11 protein-coding genes are annotated in these 17,436 nt (G+C 66.5%); 3 read left to right on the forward strand and 8 right to left on the reverse strand.

The annotated features are described in order from the left end of the window. Nucleotide 1: 1 nt before the first annotated feature. From NGK62_RS00800 to dnaE, 5 genes are read right to left on the reverse strand one after another with little or no spacing between them, the layout of a single operon-like run. A complete protein-coding gene (locus tag NGK62_RS00800) occupies nt 2-1,111 on the reverse strand; it encodes a glycosyltransferase family 4 protein (protein ID WP_059380416.1) in 1,110 nt (369 codons plus the stop codon). Next, nucleotides 1,108-1,860 carry a glycosyltransferase family 2 protein gene (locus tag NGK62_RS00805; protein ID WP_059380417.1) on the reverse strand — a complete coding sequence of 251 codons (753 nt, stop codon included), beginning with the start codon at nt 1,858-1,860 and terminating at the stop codon, nt 1,108-1,110. The genes NGK62_RS00800 and NGK62_RS00805 overlap by 4 nt, the downstream gene beginning before the upstream one ends. After that, on the reverse strand, nt 1,857-2,705 hold the full coding sequence (locus NGK62_RS00810; RefSeq protein WP_118932248.1) for a polysaccharide deacetylase family protein: 849 nt from the start codon (nt 2,703-2,705) through the stop codon (nt 1,857-1,859). The genes NGK62_RS00805 and NGK62_RS00810 overlap by 4 nt, the downstream gene beginning before the upstream one ends. Then, a complete protein-coding gene (locus NGK62_RS00815; protein ID WP_059380419.1) occupies nt 2,702-3,802 on the reverse strand; it encodes a glycosyltransferase family 4 protein in 1,101 nt (366 codons plus the stop codon). The genes NGK62_RS00810 and NGK62_RS00815 overlap by 4 nt, the downstream gene beginning before the upstream one ends. Then, nucleotides 3,802-7,296, reverse strand: a complete 3,495-nt coding sequence (gene dnaE, locus NGK62_RS00820) for a DNA polymerase III subunit alpha (protein ID WP_059380420.1) — start codon at nt 7,294-7,296, stop codon at nt 3,802-3,804. The genes NGK62_RS00815 and dnaE overlap by 1 nt, the downstream gene beginning before the upstream one ends. A 140-nt stretch (nt 7,297-7,436) precedes the next feature. Here dnaE and lpxO point away from each other — a divergent pair, with 140 nt between their 5' ends. Further along, nucleotides 7,437-8,336 (forward strand): lipid A hydroxylase LpxO, encoded by a 900-nt coding sequence (lpxO, locus tag NGK62_RS00825; RefSeq protein WP_059380421.1) that lies wholly within the window; start codon nt 7,437-7,439, stop codon nt 8,334-8,336. Between the two features lie 51 nt (nt 8,337-8,387). Here the strand turns inward: lpxO and NGK62_RS00830 are convergent, their stop codons facing one another. The 3 genes from NGK62_RS00830 to hrpA form a co-directional block, all read right to left on the reverse strand. Beyond that, on the reverse strand, nt 8,388-9,683 hold the full coding sequence (locus NGK62_RS00830) for an ABC transporter ATP-binding protein (protein WP_251877109.1): 1,296 nt from the start codon (nt 9,681-9,683) through the stop codon (nt 8,388-8,390). A gap of 12 nt (nt 9,684-9,695) precedes the next feature. Beyond that, entirely contained in the window at nt 9,696-11,429 is a 1,734-nt protein-coding gene (locus NGK62_RS00835) for an ABC transporter permease (RefSeq protein ID WP_059380423.1), read from the reverse strand. 130 nt (nt 11,430-11,559) lie between these two features. Further along, the gene (gene hrpA / locus NGK62_RS00840; protein ID WP_118932246.1) at nt 11,560-15,489 is read right to left on the reverse strand and encodes an ATP-dependent RNA helicase HrpA; all 3,930 of its coding nucleotides are present in this window, start codon (nt 15,487-15,489) and stop codon (nt 11,560-11,562) included. A 216-nt stretch (nt 15,490-15,705) separates the two neighbouring features. Here hrpA and argA point away from each other — a divergent pair, with 216 nt between their 5' ends. Together argA and NGK62_RS00850 are read left to right on the forward strand one after the other, a co-directional pair. Further along, a complete protein-coding gene (gene argA / locus NGK62_RS00845) occupies nt 15,706-17,064 on the forward strand; it encodes an amino-acid N-acetyltransferase (RefSeq protein ID WP_054451170.1) in 1,359 nt (452 codons plus the stop codon). A 96-nt stretch (nt 17,065-17,160) separates the two neighbouring features. Beyond that, on the forward strand, nt 17,161-17,433 hold the full coding sequence (locus NGK62_RS00850) for an oxidative damage protection protein (protein ID WP_059380425.1): 273 nt from the start codon (nt 17,161-17,163) through the stop codon (nt 17,431-17,433). Nucleotides 17,434-17,436: the final 3 nt, after the last annotated feature.

Here is a 17,436-nt window from a genome sequence, read left to right on the forward strand (position 1 = left end):
CCTATCCCAGCGTGCGTCGGTATACGTCCAGTGTGGCGGCGGCGAAACGTTCCAGATTGAAGTCCCGCAGGCTGGTTGCCCGTGCCTGGACGCCCATGGCGCGCACGGCGTCGGGATGGTCCAGCATGAAACGCAGCTTGGCCGTGATGGCGGGCACGTCGCGCGCGGGCACGATCCAGCCATCGACCCCATCGGTGACATTCTCCGGCAGCCCGCCCGCGTCGCTGACCAAGGCGGGCAGCCCCAACCCCATGATCTCGCGGCAGGCGAACGACAGGGCTTCGCGGTAGGACAGCACGAAACCCGCATGGCAGGATGCCAGCGCCGCCCGCACGTCATCGAGCAAGCCTGGGAAGCGGACCTGGTCGATCATGCCCAACTCGCGCACCCGGGCGAGCTTGGCCTCGTTGGGCGGGTCGCCCGCCACCATCAGCAGCACGCGCTTGCGGTCTTCCGGCGGCAACGCGGCGACCGCGGCCACCAGGTCCAGCCAGCCCTTGTCGTAGTCTGTGCCGCCGGCGCTGCCCAGCAGCAGCTTGCCGTGCCAGTCGGGTCCGAAGAAGATGGCGCGCAGCTTGTCCAGGCTTTCCGGCGGCGGCGGCGCGAAGAAATTGGTGTCGATGCCGTGACGGATGGTGGTGATGGGACGCTTGCCGTAGGGCGACTGCTGCATCAGGCCATGGACGTAGTCGCTGACCGCGATGGCATGGTCGGTGGCCAGCGCCACCCGCAACTTATGGCCGAAGCTCGCCAGCGGATGGTCGTTGTGCTTGGTGAAAACGATGCGCGGGCGGTGGCGCATGCCCAGCGTCGCCAGCATGACCTGCTTGTGGTCGGCCGAGCCGTTGGCGTGGATGATGTCGAAGCCGCCGGCCTTGATCAGGCGGCGCAGTTGCGCACGGTCCTTGAACCAGGACGAGGGCCGCGTCGTGTACTGCATGTCCTCCACCGCCACGCCCGGAATCGCCTTGGCGTAACGGTACAGGCGGCTGGTGGCCGGCGCCGCGATCGTGATCTGGTGGTCCTTGGACAGGGCCTTGGCCAGATTGATGATGTAGGTGACGTGCCCGCCGCCGTTGCCGGCGTGGAAGTTGGTGTAGAGGATCTTCACTTCTTCTTCTCGGCCAGGAACATCAGCTTCGAATAGCGGAAGAAGCTGCCGGCCGAGGCGACCACGGCCAGCACCAGACCGTGCTTGCCGTCCAGGAAGCCGCGCCGGATCAGGTAGATCCGCACAAAGGTCCAGAAGCCGTGGCCCAGCGCGCCGAAGATCGAGGTGCGCCGGCCCTTGGCGTACATCATGGCGGCCGCGTCGGACGAGTAGCGGTTGACCTTGGTGATCAGCGCGTCCAGGTTGTCGTAGGGATAGTGGTGGAAGTAGCCGCGCATCTGCAGCGGCTTGCCATTGGCCGGCACCACGCGCTCATGCACGGCCACGTCGTTGAACCGCGCCGTGCCGCGCTTGAACAGGCGCAGCACGTAATCGGGCCACCAGCCGCTGTGGCGAATGTCGCGGCCGCAGAAATTCGACAGGCGCGCGATTTCGTAGGCGTCGGCGCGCGGCGCGCGCAGCGCTTCCTGGATTTCCTGGGCCAGTTCCGGCGTGACGCGCTCGTCGGCATCGATCGACAGCACCCAGTCGCCCGTCGCCAGGTCCAGCGCGCGGTTCTTTTGCGGTCCGAAGCCGGGCCAGTCCGGGGTCACTTCCACCCGGGCGCCCAGGGCGCGCGCGACTTCGACGGTGCCGTCGGTGCTGCCCGAGTCCACCACGATGAATTCATCGGCGAAGGCCACGGACTTGATGCAGGCGGCGATGTTCTCCACCTCGTTCTTGGTAATGATGATGACAGATAGCTTCATCCGCGATTCCTGAGACGCTTTTTCCAGGCCTTCCAGGCATGAAAGCGCGGCCCCCAGAAGGGATCGCGCGACAGCCAGATGCGCCGGTTCAGCCAGGATCCGCCCTGGTTGCGCACCGCGAAACGATAGATGTGTTCGGGATCCGCGCCGGGGGTGTTCTGGCCGAAAGGGTCGGTAGTGTACAAGTGCCGGAATCCGGCGGCCCGCGCCGCGGCCACGTAGTCCGCGTCGAAATAGCCTTGCGGCCAGCAGAGGTGGTCGCTGACGGAGCCGAGGCGGCGCGTCAGCGTGTCGCGGGACTCCTGCAATTCCTGGGCAATATGGCCGCGCTTGGCGTCGACATCGGCGCCGCAGACCTTGTCCCAGCGGGTATGGGAGTGCGTGTGGGAATGGAACTCAAAGGTGCCCGCCGCCTGCATCGCCTCGATCTCGCTCCAGCGCAGCATGGCCTCGTCGGTCCGGCCCGCGGCCACCAGCTGCTTGCAGGCGTCGTGGTCGGGCGTGGCGGGCAAGGGACCGGCCTGGCCCGCATGCGGGCGCACCGGCCCGTCGCCGATCCAGCCGGTGATGGTGAACAGCACCGCGCGCATGCCGTGGCGCGCCAGCACCGGATGCGCATGCACCCAGTTGTTCAGGTAGCCATCGTCGAAGGTGATCAGCACCGAGCGCTCGGGCGCGGCGCCGCCGGCCAGGTAGGCCGCGAACTGATCGGCGGACAAGGACTGGTAGCCGGCGCGGGCCAGGCGCGAGATCTGCGCCTCGAACACGTCGGGCGTGGCGGCGATCATGCCGCCAGCCGGCGTGACGTGGTGATACATCAGCACCGGAACGTTGGGGGCGTTCATCCCGCGCGCTCCGCCAGCCATTTGGCATAGACGGCTTCGGTGGTTTCCGCCAGGCGGGCGGGCGAGAACACGCCCTCGTCCCAGACCATCTTGCGGCCGGCCTCGCCCATGCGCCGCCGCAGATCAGCGTCGTCGATCAAACGCACCAGCGCGGCGGTGAGCGCCTCGGGGTCCTTGGGCGGCACCAGGATGCCGGTTTCGCCGTCGCGGAACATTTCGGACACGCCGCCGACGTCCGTGCCGATCACGGGCAGGCCGCTGGCCTGCGCCTCGACGTAGACGGTGCCGGACGCTTCCTGCTGCGTGGCCAGGGCGAACAGATCGAAACCCGCCAGCAGATTGGGCACGTCGCGCCGCATGCCCATCAGGTGGATGCGATCCTGCAGCCCCAGTTCGGCCACATAGGCCTGGGTCTGCTCGAACACCGGCGAACCGCCACCGACGAACACCAGATGCAGCTTGGGCCGGCTGGCCATCAGCGGCGCGATCGCGTCGATCAGGTCCTTGTGGCCCTTGGTGGCGCGCATGACGGCCACGCAGCCGACCACGATGTCGTCATCGGCCAGGCCGAGTTCTGCCCGCAGCGTGGAGCGTTCCACGGGCGGCGGCAGCACGATGGGGGAATAGACGGTGGCTACCTTGCCAGCAGGCACGCCACGGTCGATGAGGTGTTGGCGCACATGATCACTGACCGTCGTGACCCTGTGCGGCAGACAGGTGTAGGACCATAGCGATCCCACCTTGTTCGACAGGTGCCGGGTCCGCACGATGAGCGGCGTCCCCGCCAGCCGGCCGGCGGCGGCCGCGATGACCGTATCGCGCCGGCTGTGGGTATTGAGCACGTCGAAGCGGCCTTCGCGCAGGATGCCGCGGATGGTGGCGATGCCCTTCAGGTAATTCACCGCGCCATCCATTTCCAGGGTGTGCACGGGAAAACCGGCGTCCGACAGACGTTCGGCCAATTGCGCCTTGGGTTGGCAGATGGCTTCCATGTGATGGCCGCGCGCGCGCATGGCGGTCATCTCTTTGAAGATCCGGCCTTCCTGGCCGCCGAAGCTGGTTGCGGCTTCCGAGTGAACGATACGCAGGCTAGGCATCAATAAGTGACCTCCACGCCATCGGGTTTGGTCCATTCATTCAAGTTGGCGAGCAGCGTGTCGGCCATGCGGACGCGCCACTCTTCGCCCAGGCGGACGGTGCACAGGAAATTGTTCTTGGTATAGACGATATCGACCGGCACTCCTGGAATGCCGTTCTCGGGCTCGGCCCGGAACGGATTCAGCATCTGCCGCAGGCGCGCCGCGTCGGCGCTGCCGTTGAGCTTGACGCGCAGGGACTTGGCGCGGGCTTCGCGCGCCAGCTGCAGGTCGTAGAGCTGCTCGGCCACGATGCGCATGCCGCCGGAGTAGTCGTCATTGCTGACCTTGCCCTGGACGATCACCAGCTGGTCTTCGCGCAGGCGGTTGCGGTGCTTTTCGTAGAGCTCGTTGAAGACCGAGATTTCGACCTGCGCGGTGCCGTCGTCCAGCACCGCGAAGACCATCTTGCCGCGGCGGGTCATCATGACGCGCACGCTGGCCAGCACGCCGCACATCCATTGCAGGTCGCGCTGCGGTTCGACCCGCACCAGCTGCATGGGCACGATACGGCGCACTTCGTCGCGCCAGGCGTCGAACAGGTGGCCGCTGTAGTAATAGCCCAGCGCGGACTTTTCTTCGGTCAGCTTCTTGTGCAGATCCCAGGGTGCGACCTTGGCCAGTTCGCCGGCCACCACGTCGCCGCTGTCGTCGCCGAACAGCGAGGCCTGGTTGGCGCTGCGGGCCGCCTGCTCGGCGGCTTCCATGGCGGTGGGCACCGAGGCCAGCATCGCGGCCCGGTTGGGCTCGATGGTGTCGAAGGCGCCGGCCTTGATCAGGGCTTCGATGGTGCGGCGGTTGACCGCCTGCTTGCTGACGCGGCGGCAGAAGTCGAACAGGTTCTGGAACGGGCCGCCTTCCTTGCGCGCGCGCAGGATGTCCTCGACCGCGCCCTGCCCCGTGCCCTTGACCGCCCCCAGGCCGTAGCGCATGGTGCGCGGCGGCTTGCCGTTCTTGGTGTGCTTGTCGGCGACCGGCTCGAAGCGGTAGCCCGAGAAATTGACGTCGGGCGGCAGCACCTCGACGCCGTTGTCCTGGGCGTCGCGGCAGAAGATCTGGACCTTGTCCGTGTCGTCCATGTCCGAGGACATGGTCGCGGCCAGGAACTCGGTCGGATGGTAGGCCTTGAGCCATGCCGTCTGGTAAGAGATCAGCGCGTACGCGGCCGAGTGCGACTTGTTGAAGCCGTAGCCCGCGAACTTCTCCATCAGGTCGAACAGCTTGACCGCCAGGTCCGGATCGTGGCCCTTTTCCTTGGCGCCCTGCTCGAACAGTTCCCGGTGTTTGGCCATTTCCTCGGGCTTTTTCTTGCCCATGGCGCGCCGCAGCAGGTCGGCGCCGCCCAGCGAATAGCCGCCGATGATCTGCGAGATCAGCATCACCTGTTCCTGGTAGACGATGACCCCGTAGGTGCTCTTGAGGGTGTTCTCCAGGTCGTCGTGGAAATAATCCACCGCGGCGCGGCCGTGCTTGCGGTTAACGAAGTCGTCCACCATGCCCGATTCCAGCGGCCCCGGACGGTACAGGGCCAGCATGGCGATGATGTCTTCGAAGGTGTTGGGCCGCAGCTTCTTCAGCAGTTCCTTCATGCCGCGCGATTCCAGCTGGAACACGGCGGTCGTGTTGGCGTCGCACAGGATCTTATAGGCGGCCGGATCGTCCAGCGCCAGGGCCATGACGTCGAAGTCGCGCTTGTCCTCGTTGAACTGGCGCACGTAGCGCACGGCCCAGTCCAGGATCGTCAGGTTGCGCAGGCCCAGGAAGTCGAACTTCACCAGGCCGGCGGCCTCGACGTCGTCCTTGTCGAACTGCGAAACCGCGCTGTTTTCCTGGCCGGGCTGGCAATACAGCGGGCAGAAGTCCGTCAGCTTGCCCGGCGCAATCAGCACGCCGCCGGCGTGCATGCCGATGTTGCGGGTCAGGCCTTCCAGCGGCTGCGCCAGGTCCACCAGCGCGCGCACTTCCTCTTCCTGTTCGTAGCGGTCCTTGAAGGCAGGCTCGTCCTTCAGGGTGCGTTCGAGCGACCAGGGATCCATCGGATTGAACGGGATCAGCTTGGACAGGCCGTCGCAGAACATATAGGGCATGTCCAGCACGCGGCCGGCGTCGCGCACCACGGCCTTGGCGCCCAGCGTGCCGAAGGTGGCGATCTGGCTCACGGCGGCGCGGCCGTACTTTTCCTTGACGTAGTCGATGACCCGTTCGCGGTTGTCCTGGCAGAAATCGATATCGAAGTCGGGCATGGAAACCCGCTCGGGATTCAGGAAGCGCTCGAACAGCAAGTCGTAGCGGATCGGATCCAGGTCGGTAATGCCCAGGGCATAGGCCACCAGAGAGCCCGCGCCGGAACCCCGGCCCGGCCCCACCGGCACGCCGTTGTTCTTGCCCCAGTTGATGAAGTCCTGCACGATCAGGAAGTAGCCGGGGAAGCCCATCTGGATGATGGTCTTGCATTCCCAGCGCAGGCGTTCGTAGTACTGCTCGCGCTTGGAGGCGCGTTCGGCCTCGTCCGGGAACAGGAACTCCATGCGCTTTTCCAGGCCCTCTTCCGACAGCTGGACCAGGTAGTCGTCCAGGCTCACGCCGTCCGGCGTGGGGAAGTTGGGCAGGCGCGGCTTGCCCAGCACCAGGCTGAGGTTGCAGCGCTTGGCGATTTCCACCGTGTTGGCCAGCGCCGAGGGCACGTCGGCGAAGCGCCGGGCCATTTCCTCGGAGCTGAGCAGGTATTGCTCCTTGCTGAACCGGCGCACGCGGCGCGGGTTGGCCAGGATTTCGCCTTCGGCGATGCAGACGCGGGCCTCGTGCGCCTGGAATTCGAACTCGTCCAGGAACTGCACCGGATGCGTCGCCACCACCGGCAAGCCGGCCTCGCTGGCCAGGCGCATGGCGGCCTGGGTGTAGGCTTCGTCGCCGTCCATGCCGGCGCGCTGCAACTCGATGTAGTAGCTGCCCGGGAACAGGTGCGCCCACTGGCGCGCCAGCGCCAGCGCCGACACGGCGTTGCCCGCGTCCAGCGCCTGGCCCACATCGCCGCCGCGCCCGCCCGACAGGGCGATCAGGCCCTCCTGCCCCTGCAGCCATTCGCGGCGGATCTCGGCGCGGCCCTTGCCCTGGTTCGTCAGGAAGGCTTTGGTCAGCAGTTCGCAGAGATTGAGGTAGCCCTGGTGGTTGCGCACCAGCAGCAGCAGGCGGAAAGGCTTGGCGGGGTCGTCGTCGTTGGACAGCCAGACATCGCAGCCGGCAATCGGCTTGATGCCGGCGCCGCGCGCGCCCTTGTAGAACTTGATCAGGCCGAACAGGTTCGACAGATCCGTCAAGGCGACGGCGGGCTGGCCCAGCTTGGCCACGCGCTTGATGAGGTCGGGGATGCGCACGATGCCGTCCACGACCGAAAATTCGGAGTGTACGCGCAGGTGAACAAATGGGGACGGGGTTGTTACGGCTTCTTCGGACATAAAGGGAATTGTACCTAGTCAACGCGGTCCAAGCCGAGGCCCATGCGGTTGCGCAAAGGACTACGCGGGCGCCTGTGTAACAATACACGTTGCACGTCATCCTCCATTGTTGACATGAGATTTACGCACGAGATTCACCTATGAAATGGCTAATTCCCGGGATCTGGCTGAGCGCCATCCTGTTTGCGCACTTCCGCGGCCGCGTCAAGCTGCCGCTGGGCCGCCAATTGCTGGACCATTCAGTGCTGCTCGCCCCCGTCAACGCCTTCATGGTGCTGACCTCGCGGGTTCCGACCACGCCCTACCTGACGACCAGCGAAATCGCCGAACTCAAGGTGCTGGACGACAACTGGGAGACGATCCGCGAAGAGGCGATGCAGATGGCCGAGCTGCGCCGCATCAAGGCCGCCGACACCCATAACGACATCGGCTTCAATTCCTTCTTCAAGTACGGCTGGAAGCGTTTCTACCTGAAGTGGTATGACGCGCGCCACCCGTCCGCCGAGGAACTCTGCCCCAAGACCGTCGCCATCCTGAAGACCCTGCCCAAGGTCAAGGCCGCGATGTTCGCCGAACTCCCGCCCGGCGGCCAGCTGAACCCCCACCGCGACCCGTTCGCCGGGTCGCTGCGCTACCACCTGGGCCTGGTCACCCCCAACGATGACGGCTGCCACATCATCGTCGACGGCGAACACTACAGCTGGCGCGACGGCGAAAGCGTGGTGTTCGACGAAACCTACGTGCACGAAGCCTACAACCACACCGACCAGAACCGCATCATCCTGTTCTGCGACGTGGAGCGCCCGCTGAAGTGGCGCTGGGCCGAAGCCTTCAACCGCTGGTTCGGCCGCGTCGTGATGTCCGCCGCCAGTTCGCCCAACGACGGCGGCGACCAGACCGGCGCGATCAACAAGCTGACCCACGCCCACTGGGTCATCGACCAGAAGCGCAAGGCCTTCAAGGCCTGGAACCGCAAGGTCTACAAGGCCACCAAGTACGGCCTGATCATTCTGGTCGTCGCGGGATTCCTGGCCCTGTAGCCAACGGCGCCCGGCAGGCCCGGGCGCCCTGCTTTCTTGCGCGGCGGCCCCTCAGACGGGGTCGGGCGCGGGCAGCGTCAGCAGCCCGGTATGGTAGTCATAGCCATAGATCTCGCCGTAGCGCCCCCACTCCACCGCGATCTTCAGCACCCGTTCCGCCTCGTCGGGCTTGAGGAATTCTTCCAGCGAGTCCAGGAAGTCTTTTTCGGGCAGCGCGCCGGTGGGCTCCTGTTCCAGGCTGTGGCGGATATGCGCGGCCAACGGCACGTGCGCCAGCAGCTGGCGCCCGAAAATCGCTTGCTTCTGGGCCTGCTCGGCCAGCACGTAGCGCTGGCCCAGCGGCGTCAGGAAGATGTCGCCGCGGTCGATCCGGGCTAAACCGAACAGGCCCAGCGCTTCGCAGGCCGGCAGCAGGTCGTCGTCCGAGATCTCGGCCTCCTCGGCCAGCTTGGGCAGGTCGGCCCGGCCGTTGAACGGCGCTTCCGCCAACACGTCCAGCACGCCTTCCATGCGCTCGACTTCGGTTTGCGGGAAACGGTAGCCCAGGCCTTGCTGCAAGGGCGTCGGCACGTCGTGCGCGGGCCGCATGGTCATCAGCGCATAGACCTCGTCGATCAGCGCGCGCACCGGCGCCGAATCCACGTCGCGCGGCCGCGGCAGGCCCACCATGACCTGGCTGCGGATACGTCCCGGGTCGCTGGAAAACACGATGATGCGGTCGGCCATCATCACGGCTTCCTCGATGTTGTGCGACACGATCAGGATGCCCTTGGTGGAAATGCGGCTTTCCTCCCACAACTCCAGCATGTCGTCGCGCAGCGTCTCGCCGGTCAGGACGTCCAGCGCCGAGAATGCCTCGTCCATCAGCAGCACATCGGGATTCATGACCAGGGCGCGGGCGATGCCGACCCGCTGCCGCATGCCGCCGGAAAGCTCGCGCGGCAGGGCGCCGCCGAAACCGCCCAGGCCCATCAGGTCCAGCACCGCGTCCGCGCGCCTGGCGCGCTCGGCCGGCGCCACGCCCTGCGCCTCCAGGCCCAGCTCGACGTTCTGCTGCGCGGTCAGCCAGGGAAACAGCGCGAACGACTGGAACACCATGGCGATGCCCGAGGCCGGGCCGTACACCGGCTGGCCGCGGTAGGTGACCGTGCCCTGGTCGGCGTTGACCAGGCCCGCCATGATGCGCAGCAGGGTGGACTTGCCCGAACCGGACTTGCCCAGCAGGGCGACGATTTCGCCCTCTTTCAGCGTGAAGTCCACGTGTTCCAGCACATGCCGCTGGGTGCCGTCGGCGGCCCGGAAGGACTTGCCGACGTCATGCAGATCGATCAGGGAAATGGGATCCATGACGAGAGACTCCTAGCGGCCGCGGTCTTCGGCCAGCAAATACAGTTTGCGCCAGAAAAAGCGGTTCAACAGCATCACGAAAATGCTCATGACGCCGATGCCCAGCGCGATGCGGTGGAAATCGCCCAGCTCCGTCATCTGTTTGATGTAGCTGCCCAGGCCATCCGCGACCAGCGAGGTATTGCCCCAGGTCACGTACTCGGCCACGATGCTGGCGTTCCAGGAGCCGCCGCTGGCGGTGATGGCTCCCGTGATGAAGCTGGGAAAGACCGCGGGCAGGTAGACCCGGCGCCACAGCAGCCAGCCCTTGAGCCCCAGGTTGCCCGCCGCCAACCGCAGTTCGTTGGGGATGGTCGAGGCCCCCGCCACCACGTTGAACAGGATGTACCACTGGGTGCCGAAGATGATCAGCGGACTCAGCCAGATGTTGGGGTTGAGCTTCAACGCCACCATCACGAACACCACCGCCGGAAACAGCAGGTTCACCGGAAAGGCGGCCAGGAACTGCGCCACCGCCTGGACCCGCTGCGAGTATTTGGGCCGCAGCCCGATCCAGACGGCGATCGGCACCCAGACCGCCGAGGCCAGCGTGATCAGCAGCATGACGCGCACCAGGGTGATGCCCCCCAGCCCGAGCACGTGCAGCACTTCGCCCCAACCCACGTCCTCGTGAACGAAGCGCACCAATTTGTAGGTGGCCAGCAGCGCGCCGGCCGCCAGCAGCGCATCCCAGGCCCGCGTCCAGCGCGGATCGGGCGTCTTGGCGCGGGCGCGGATCGAGGTGCCGTCGTACGGCACGCTGAACCAGCCCAGCGCGCGCCGCATGCGCGCCCAGAAGGCGTTGGACAGCGCCTTCATCCAGCGGCTACGGCGGGTCCAGTCCAGCAGCCAGGACTGCTGGGCGGCATCGCCCTGCGACTCCTCGAAGCGGAACTTGTCGGCCCAGGCCAGCAGCGGCCGGAAGAACAGCTGGTCGTACAGCAGGATGCCCGCCATCATGGCGCCGATGGCCCAGGCGATGGCGCGGCCGTTTTCCGCGTCGATCGCCACCGCGATATAGGAACCGATGCCGGGCAGCTTGATGTCCTGCCCCGCCACCGAAATGGCCTCGGCGGCAACCAGGAAGAACCAGCCGCCGGACATCGACATCATCATGTTCCAAAGCAGGCCGGGCGTGGCGTATGGCAGCTCGAGCCGCCAGAACCGCTGCCAGCCGGACAAGCGGAAAATGCGCGCCGCCTCGCTCAGCTCGGAGGGCACCGTGCGCATGGATTGGTACAGGCTGAACGCCATGTTCCAGGCCTGGGAGGTGAAGATGGCGAAGATGGCCGCGCATTCGACCCCAAGCAGATTGCCCGGGAACAGGGCGATGAACGGGGCGATCGCGATGGCCTGGAAGCCCAGGATGGGGACGGATTGCAGTATGTCCAGCATCGGAATCATCGCCTTCTCCGCCGCCCGGTACTTGGCGGCGATGGCGGCGAAGACAAAACTGAACAGCAGCGAGAAGGCCAGCGCCGTGAACATCCGCAGGATGGTGCGCAACAGGTAATACGGCAGGTAGACCGGGTCCAGCGAGATCGGGAGATCTTCCCCGACGGCGAAGGGGCGGCTCATCTGGGAGGCGCCATAGGCCATCAGCGCCAGCACGGCCAGCACCAGGGGCAGCAAAGCCCAGTCCCAGCGGTTCGGGGTCGACCGGGACGACGCGCCCGGGCGGGTACGCGTGCTGAAGAGCTCGAACATGGCGGCTATGCTCCTGGGAGCGGCGAGGGAAGGCCCGCGCATTGAAGCATAACCAGATGACGCGTCTCTGAACGGAAAACGACCTGAAATCCTGCAGTAATGCGGGACGGCTCGCGCCGTCCCGCCGCGGTCAACGCTTCAGGGATTCCCAGCTTTTCATCAGCCGCTTCACCGAGACCGGCATGGGCGTGCGCAGCTCCTGCGCGAACAGCGCCACGCGCAGTTCCTCCAGCAGCCAGCGGAACTCGTCCAGGCGGGGGTCGGGCGCCCCCTTCAGCGCGGATCTGGCCCGCTGATACTGCGTAAGCAGCGGCGCCATCTCTGCCACCAGCTTGGCGTCGCGCGCCGGATCGGCGCGCAGCTTGTCGATGCGCGCCAGCACCGCCTTCAGGTAGCGCGGGAAATGCGCCAGCTGGGCGTACGGGGTGTCGCGGATGAACCACTTCGGCATCAGCGCCCCCAACTGGGCCTGCAGGTCCGCATAGGCCGAAGCGTGCGGCTTGGCCTGCGGCAGCTTGCGCTGCACCGCTGCCCACTCCGTCAGCACCGCCCCCGCCAAGCGCGCCACTTCCTGCGCCAGGAGGCCCAGCCGGCCCTTGCCCTCGGCCCGCCGGGCTTCGAACTGCTGCTCGTTGACCGGCCAGGGGTCGGCCAGGCAGGCCTGCCCCAGCGCGCAATCGATGATCTGGTCGCGCAGCTCTTCCTGCGTCCCCAGCGTCATGTAGAGCATGCTGATCTTGGTCAGGTCCGCCAGGTTCTTTTCCAGGAATTTCACCTGTTCGCGCAGCCCCAGCCGGAACAGCCTGAGCAAGCCCGCGCGATGGTGCTTGCGCGCTTCGTCCGGATCGTCGAACACGTCCAGGTCGCAATGCGCGCCGCGGTCCACCAGCGCCGGATAGCCGATCACCGACTGCCCGCGCCGCTTGATCTCCATGATCTCCGGCAAGGGGCCGAAAGACCAGGCAGTCAGGTTCTCGTGCGCCAGCGCCTGGGCCACCTGGGTGTCGCTGGCCGCCAACTGCTGGAACGTGGCCTGCGCCTGCTTGCCGAATTCGGCGCGCAGCTGCGCCAGGTTGCGTCCCGCCGCCAGCATGCGGCCGTGCTCGTCCACCACCCGGAAATTCATGAACAGGTGGGCTGGCAGGGTCTCCAGCTTGAAGTCCGCCGCGGCGGGGCGGATCTGCACCTGGTCCCACATGTCGGCGATGATCGCCTCCACCAGCCCCTGCTGGGGATCGGCCTGGCGTTCGAACCAGCGGTCGTAGAAGCCCGCGGCGTAATCCGGCAGCGGCACGCAATGGCGGCGCAGCTTCTGCGGCAGCGACTTCAAGAGCAGGTGCACCTTTTCCTTGAGCATGCCAGGCACCAGCCATTCGCAGCGCGCCGGATCGATCTGATTGAGCGCGAACAGCGGCACCGACAGGGTCACGCCGTCGCGCGGCGAACCCGGTTCGAAGTGGTAATCCAGCGCCATCGACACCCCCTGCCATTCCACCTTCTTGGGGAAGACGTCGGTCGTGACGCCCGCGGCTTCGTGGCGCATCAGCTCGTCGCGCGTCAGCAGCAGCTTGGCGGCGGCCGCCTTGTCCAGCCCCGACACCCACTTTTCCAGCGTCGCCGTCTGCGAAATGTCGGCCGGCAGCTGGCGGTCGTAGAAGGCGTGGATCAGCTCGTCGTCGACCAGGATGTCCGGGCGGCGGGTCTGATGTTCCAGCTTTTCGATGCCCGCGATCAGCTTGCGGTTGTGCGCCACGAAAGCCAGCCGCGTGTCGATCTCGCCCGGCACCAAAGCCTGGCGGATGAACAGCTCGCGCGCCTGGGTCGGATTGACCCGGCCGTACTGAATGCGCCGGCCGGTGTAAATGGTCAGCCCGTACAGCGTGGCCCGTTCATTGGCCACCACTTGCCCGGCCTTCTTTTCCCATCGCGGATCGGACCAGTTCTTGCGGATCAGATGCGCGCCGACCTTTTCCAGCCACACCGGATCGATGCGCGCCACGCAGCGCGCGTACAGGCGGGTGGTCTCGACCAGTTCGGCCGCCACGATCCAGCGCCCCGCCTTTTTCACCAGCCGCGAACCCGGGTGGATATGGAAACGGATCTCGCGCGCGCCCTGGTAGTGGCCGCCTTCGTCGCTCTTGAAGCCGATATTGCCCAACAGGCCCGACAGCAGCGCCATGTGCAGCTGCTCGTAGGTGGCCTCGGTCTGGTTCAGGCGCCAGCCCTGCTCCCCGACCAGCGCGGCCAGCTGGGTGTGCACGTCGTGCCATTCGCGCAGCCGGATCGGCGACAGGAAATTCTGGCGCAGCAGGGCCACCAGCTTGCGCTGCGAGGCCTTGTGCTGCACCTGCTCGCCATACCAGCGCCACAGCTTCAGGAAGGAGATGAACTCGGACTTGTCGTCGGCGAACTTGGCGTGCGCCGCCTCGGCGGCCTCGCGCTCCTGCATGGGCCGGTCGCGCGCGTCCTGCACCGACAGGGCCGAGGCAATGATCAGCATCTCGGCCAGGCACTGGTGTTCACGCGCGGCCAGGATCATGCGGCCGATGCGCGGGTCCACCGGCAGCTTGGCCAGTTCGTGGCCCGTGCGCGTCAGCACGAAGGACGAGCCGGTGCGCGAAGCATCCGTGTCGTCGTCCGAGGCCGACGCCAGTTCGATCGCGCCCAGCTCCTGCAGCAGGTGGTAGCCGTCGGCCACCGCGCGGCCCGGCGGCGCCTCGACGAAGGGGAACTGCTCGATGTCGTCCAGCTTCAGCGACTTCATCCGCAGGATGACCGAGGCCAGCGACGAGCGCAGCACTTCCGGATCCGTGAACGGCGCCCGGTTGTTGAAGTCCAGCTCGTCGTAGAGCCGGATGCAGACGCCCGGCCCCACCCGGCCGCAACGGCCGGCGCGCTGGTTGGCCGAGGCGCGGCTGATCGGCTCGATGCGCAGCTGCTCGACCTTGTTGCGCCAGGAATAGCGCTTGATGCGCGCCAGCCCGCTGTCGACCACGAAGCGGATGCCCGGCACGGTCAGCGAGGTTTCCGCCACGTTGGTGGCCAGCACGATGCGCCGCGCATTGGTGCGCGGATGAAAGATCTGTTCCTGCTCGGCCTGCGACAGGCGCGCGTACAGCGGCAAGACCTCGGTGCCGGCCGGATGGCGCTTGCGCAGCGCCTCGGCGGATTCGCGGATCTCGCGCTCGCCGGGCAGGAACACCAGCACATCACCGGGGCCGTGCCGCGCGCATTCGTCCACGGCGTCCACGATGGCGTCGATCAGGTCGCGCTCTTCGTCGCCGGACATGCGCTCGCGGTCGCGGCCGGGCTTGGCCGGCGCGGCTTCGTCTTCCGCCAGTTCCTCGCGCACGGGGCGGTAGCGGACCTCGACGGGATACAGCCGGCCGGACACCTCGATGACGGGCGCCAGCTTGTCCTCGGACGCGGCAAAGTGCCGGGCGAAGCGCTCGGCGTCGATGGTGGCCGAGGTGATGATGATTTTCAGATCCGGGCGGCGCGGCAGCAGCTGCTTCAGGTAGCCCAGCAGGAAATCGATGTTCAGGCTGCGCTCGTGCGCCTCGTCGATGATGATGGTGTCGTAGCGGCGCAAGAGCGGATCGCGCTGCGACTCGGCCAGCAGGATGCCGTCCGTCATCAGCTTGATGGACGCGTTGGGGCCGGTGCGGTCGTTGAAGCGCACCTGGTAGCCCACCACCTCGCCCATGGGCGTGTTCAGCTCTTCCGCGATGCGCTTGGCCACCGAGGTCGCGGCCAGGCGGCGCGGCTGGGTGTGGCCGATCATCTTCTGGCGGCCGCGGCCCAGTTCCAGGCAGATCTTGGGCAGCTGGGTGGTCTTGCCCGAGCCGGTTTCGCCGCTGACGATCACCACCTGGTGGCTGGCGATGGCGCGCGCGATCTCCTGGCGCCGCGCACTGACGGGCAGGTCTTCGGGGTAGGTGACCACGGGTATGGGCCGCTCGGGACGCGGCGCGCGGCGCGCGTTCTGCGCGTCCGCCGCTGCCGCTGGAGCCGCCGCGTCCGCGGCCTTGGGCGCACGCGGGCTGGAGGATTCAGGCATGTACGATTAGTCCGGTTAGCCCGGCATTATAAATTTCCGCGGGTCTCCTGCTGGCGCCGCGGGCGCAAACCGGAAAATCCGGCACCAAATTGGCACTCTTTTCCGCCTGCGCCGGGGCGCGACGGTCATATAATTTCGCCACGCCGTCGCCCGACGGCGCTATGGCGCGGCACTGCGCCGCGTTTTTGCTTACTCTCAGGAATCCTTCCACCCATCATGCCCGACCTGGAACCAGACACCGTCTCCGCCCTCGAAGCCCCAGAATTCGCACCCGCCCAGTTCGTCCGATGGTTCCGAGAAGTGGCGCCTTATGTGCATGCGTTCCGAGGCAAGACGTTCGTGGTGGCGTTCGGCGGTGAACTGGTGCAGGCCGGCGCGCTGAACGCGCTGGTGCAAGACCTGTCGCTGCTGTCCTCGCTGGGCATCCGCCTGGTGCTGGTGCACGGCTCGCGCCCGCAGGTCAATGAGCAGCTGCGCCTGAAGGGCTTTACCCAGCAATTCGACCGCGGCCTGTCGCCCACCGACGCCGCCGCGCTGGAATGCGCCAAGGAAGCCGCCGGCGAGATCCGCCTGGACATCGAGGCCGCCTTCAGCCAGGGGCTGCCCAACACGCCCATGTCGCACGCCCATATCCGCGTGATCTCCGGCAACTTCGTCACCGCCCGCCCGACCGGCGTGCTGGACGGGGTGGACTACAAGCACACCGGCCAGGTGCGCAAGATCGACATCGACGCGCTCAAGTTCGCCATCGAGAAGGGCTCGTCCGTGGTGCTGCTGTCGCCGCTCGGCTTCTCGCCCACCGGCGACGCCTTCAACCTGGCCATGGAAGACCTGGCCACCAGCGTCGCCGTGGCGCTGCGCGCTGAAAAACTGATCTTCCTGTCCAGCTCGCAGGGCGTGCTGAACGACGACGGCACGCTGGACACCGAACTGGCCCGCGTGGATGCCGACGCGCTGCTGGCCGGCGGCGAACTCGACGAAGAGACCCACGCCTTCCTGCAGTACGCCTCGCTGGCGGTCAAACGCGGCGTGGCCCGCGCCCACCTGCTGCCGTTCGCCCTGGACGGCAGCGTGCTGCTGGAAATCTTCACCCACGACGGCGTGGGCACCATGGTGGTGGAAGACACGCTGGACGATCTGCGCGCCGCCACCATCGACGACGTGGGCGCCATCCTCAGCCTGATCGAACCGCTGGAAGCGGACGGCACCCTGGTGCCGCGCCCGCGCAGCGTGGTCGAGCGCGACGTGGAAAACTTCACCGTGCTGGAGCACGACGGCGTCATCTACGGCTGCGCGGCCCTGCACAGTTTCCCCGAAGAACAGATGGCCGAAATGGCCTGCCTGATCGTGCATCCGGAATGGCAAGGTTCGGGCGAAGGCGAGATCCTGCTGCGCCACATGGAATCGCGCGCGCGCGCCGTCGGCGCCAAGCGCCTGTTCGTACTGACGACGCGAACCTCGCACTGGTTCATGAAGCGCGGTTTCGTGCAGGGCGGCATCGCCGACCTGCCGCGCGAAAAGCAGCACAATTACAACCGTTCACGCAACAGCCTGGTCTTCATCAAGAAGCTGTAACAACCGGGCTACCCGCAGGGTCCGCAGGGCTTAGTCGCCGTCACGGCGCCAAGCCCGTTAAAATGCGGGATTACTCATTTCTTCCGGCAGCGAACCATGGCCCGTATCGTCAACTGTGTAAAACTGAAGCGTGAAGCCGAAGGGCTGGATTTCCCCCCCTACCCCGGCGAACTCGGCACCAAGATCTGGCAGAGCATTTCCAAGGAAGCTTGGGAAGAATGGAAGGGCATCCAAACGCGCCTGGTCAATGAAAACCGCCTGAACCTGGCGGACGCCCGTGCGCGCAAGTACCTGAAAGAACAGATGGAGCGCTTCCTGTTCGAAGACGGCGCCGTCGAAGCCCAGGGTTACGTTCCGCCCTCGGCCTGATCC

Source organism: Achromobacter sp. Marseille-Q4954, assembly GCF_943737025.1.
In the GTDB taxonomy this organism is placed as follows: domain Bacteria; phylum Pseudomonadota; class Gammaproteobacteria; order Burkholderiales; family Burkholderiaceae_B; genus Achromobacter; species Achromobacter bronchisepticus_A.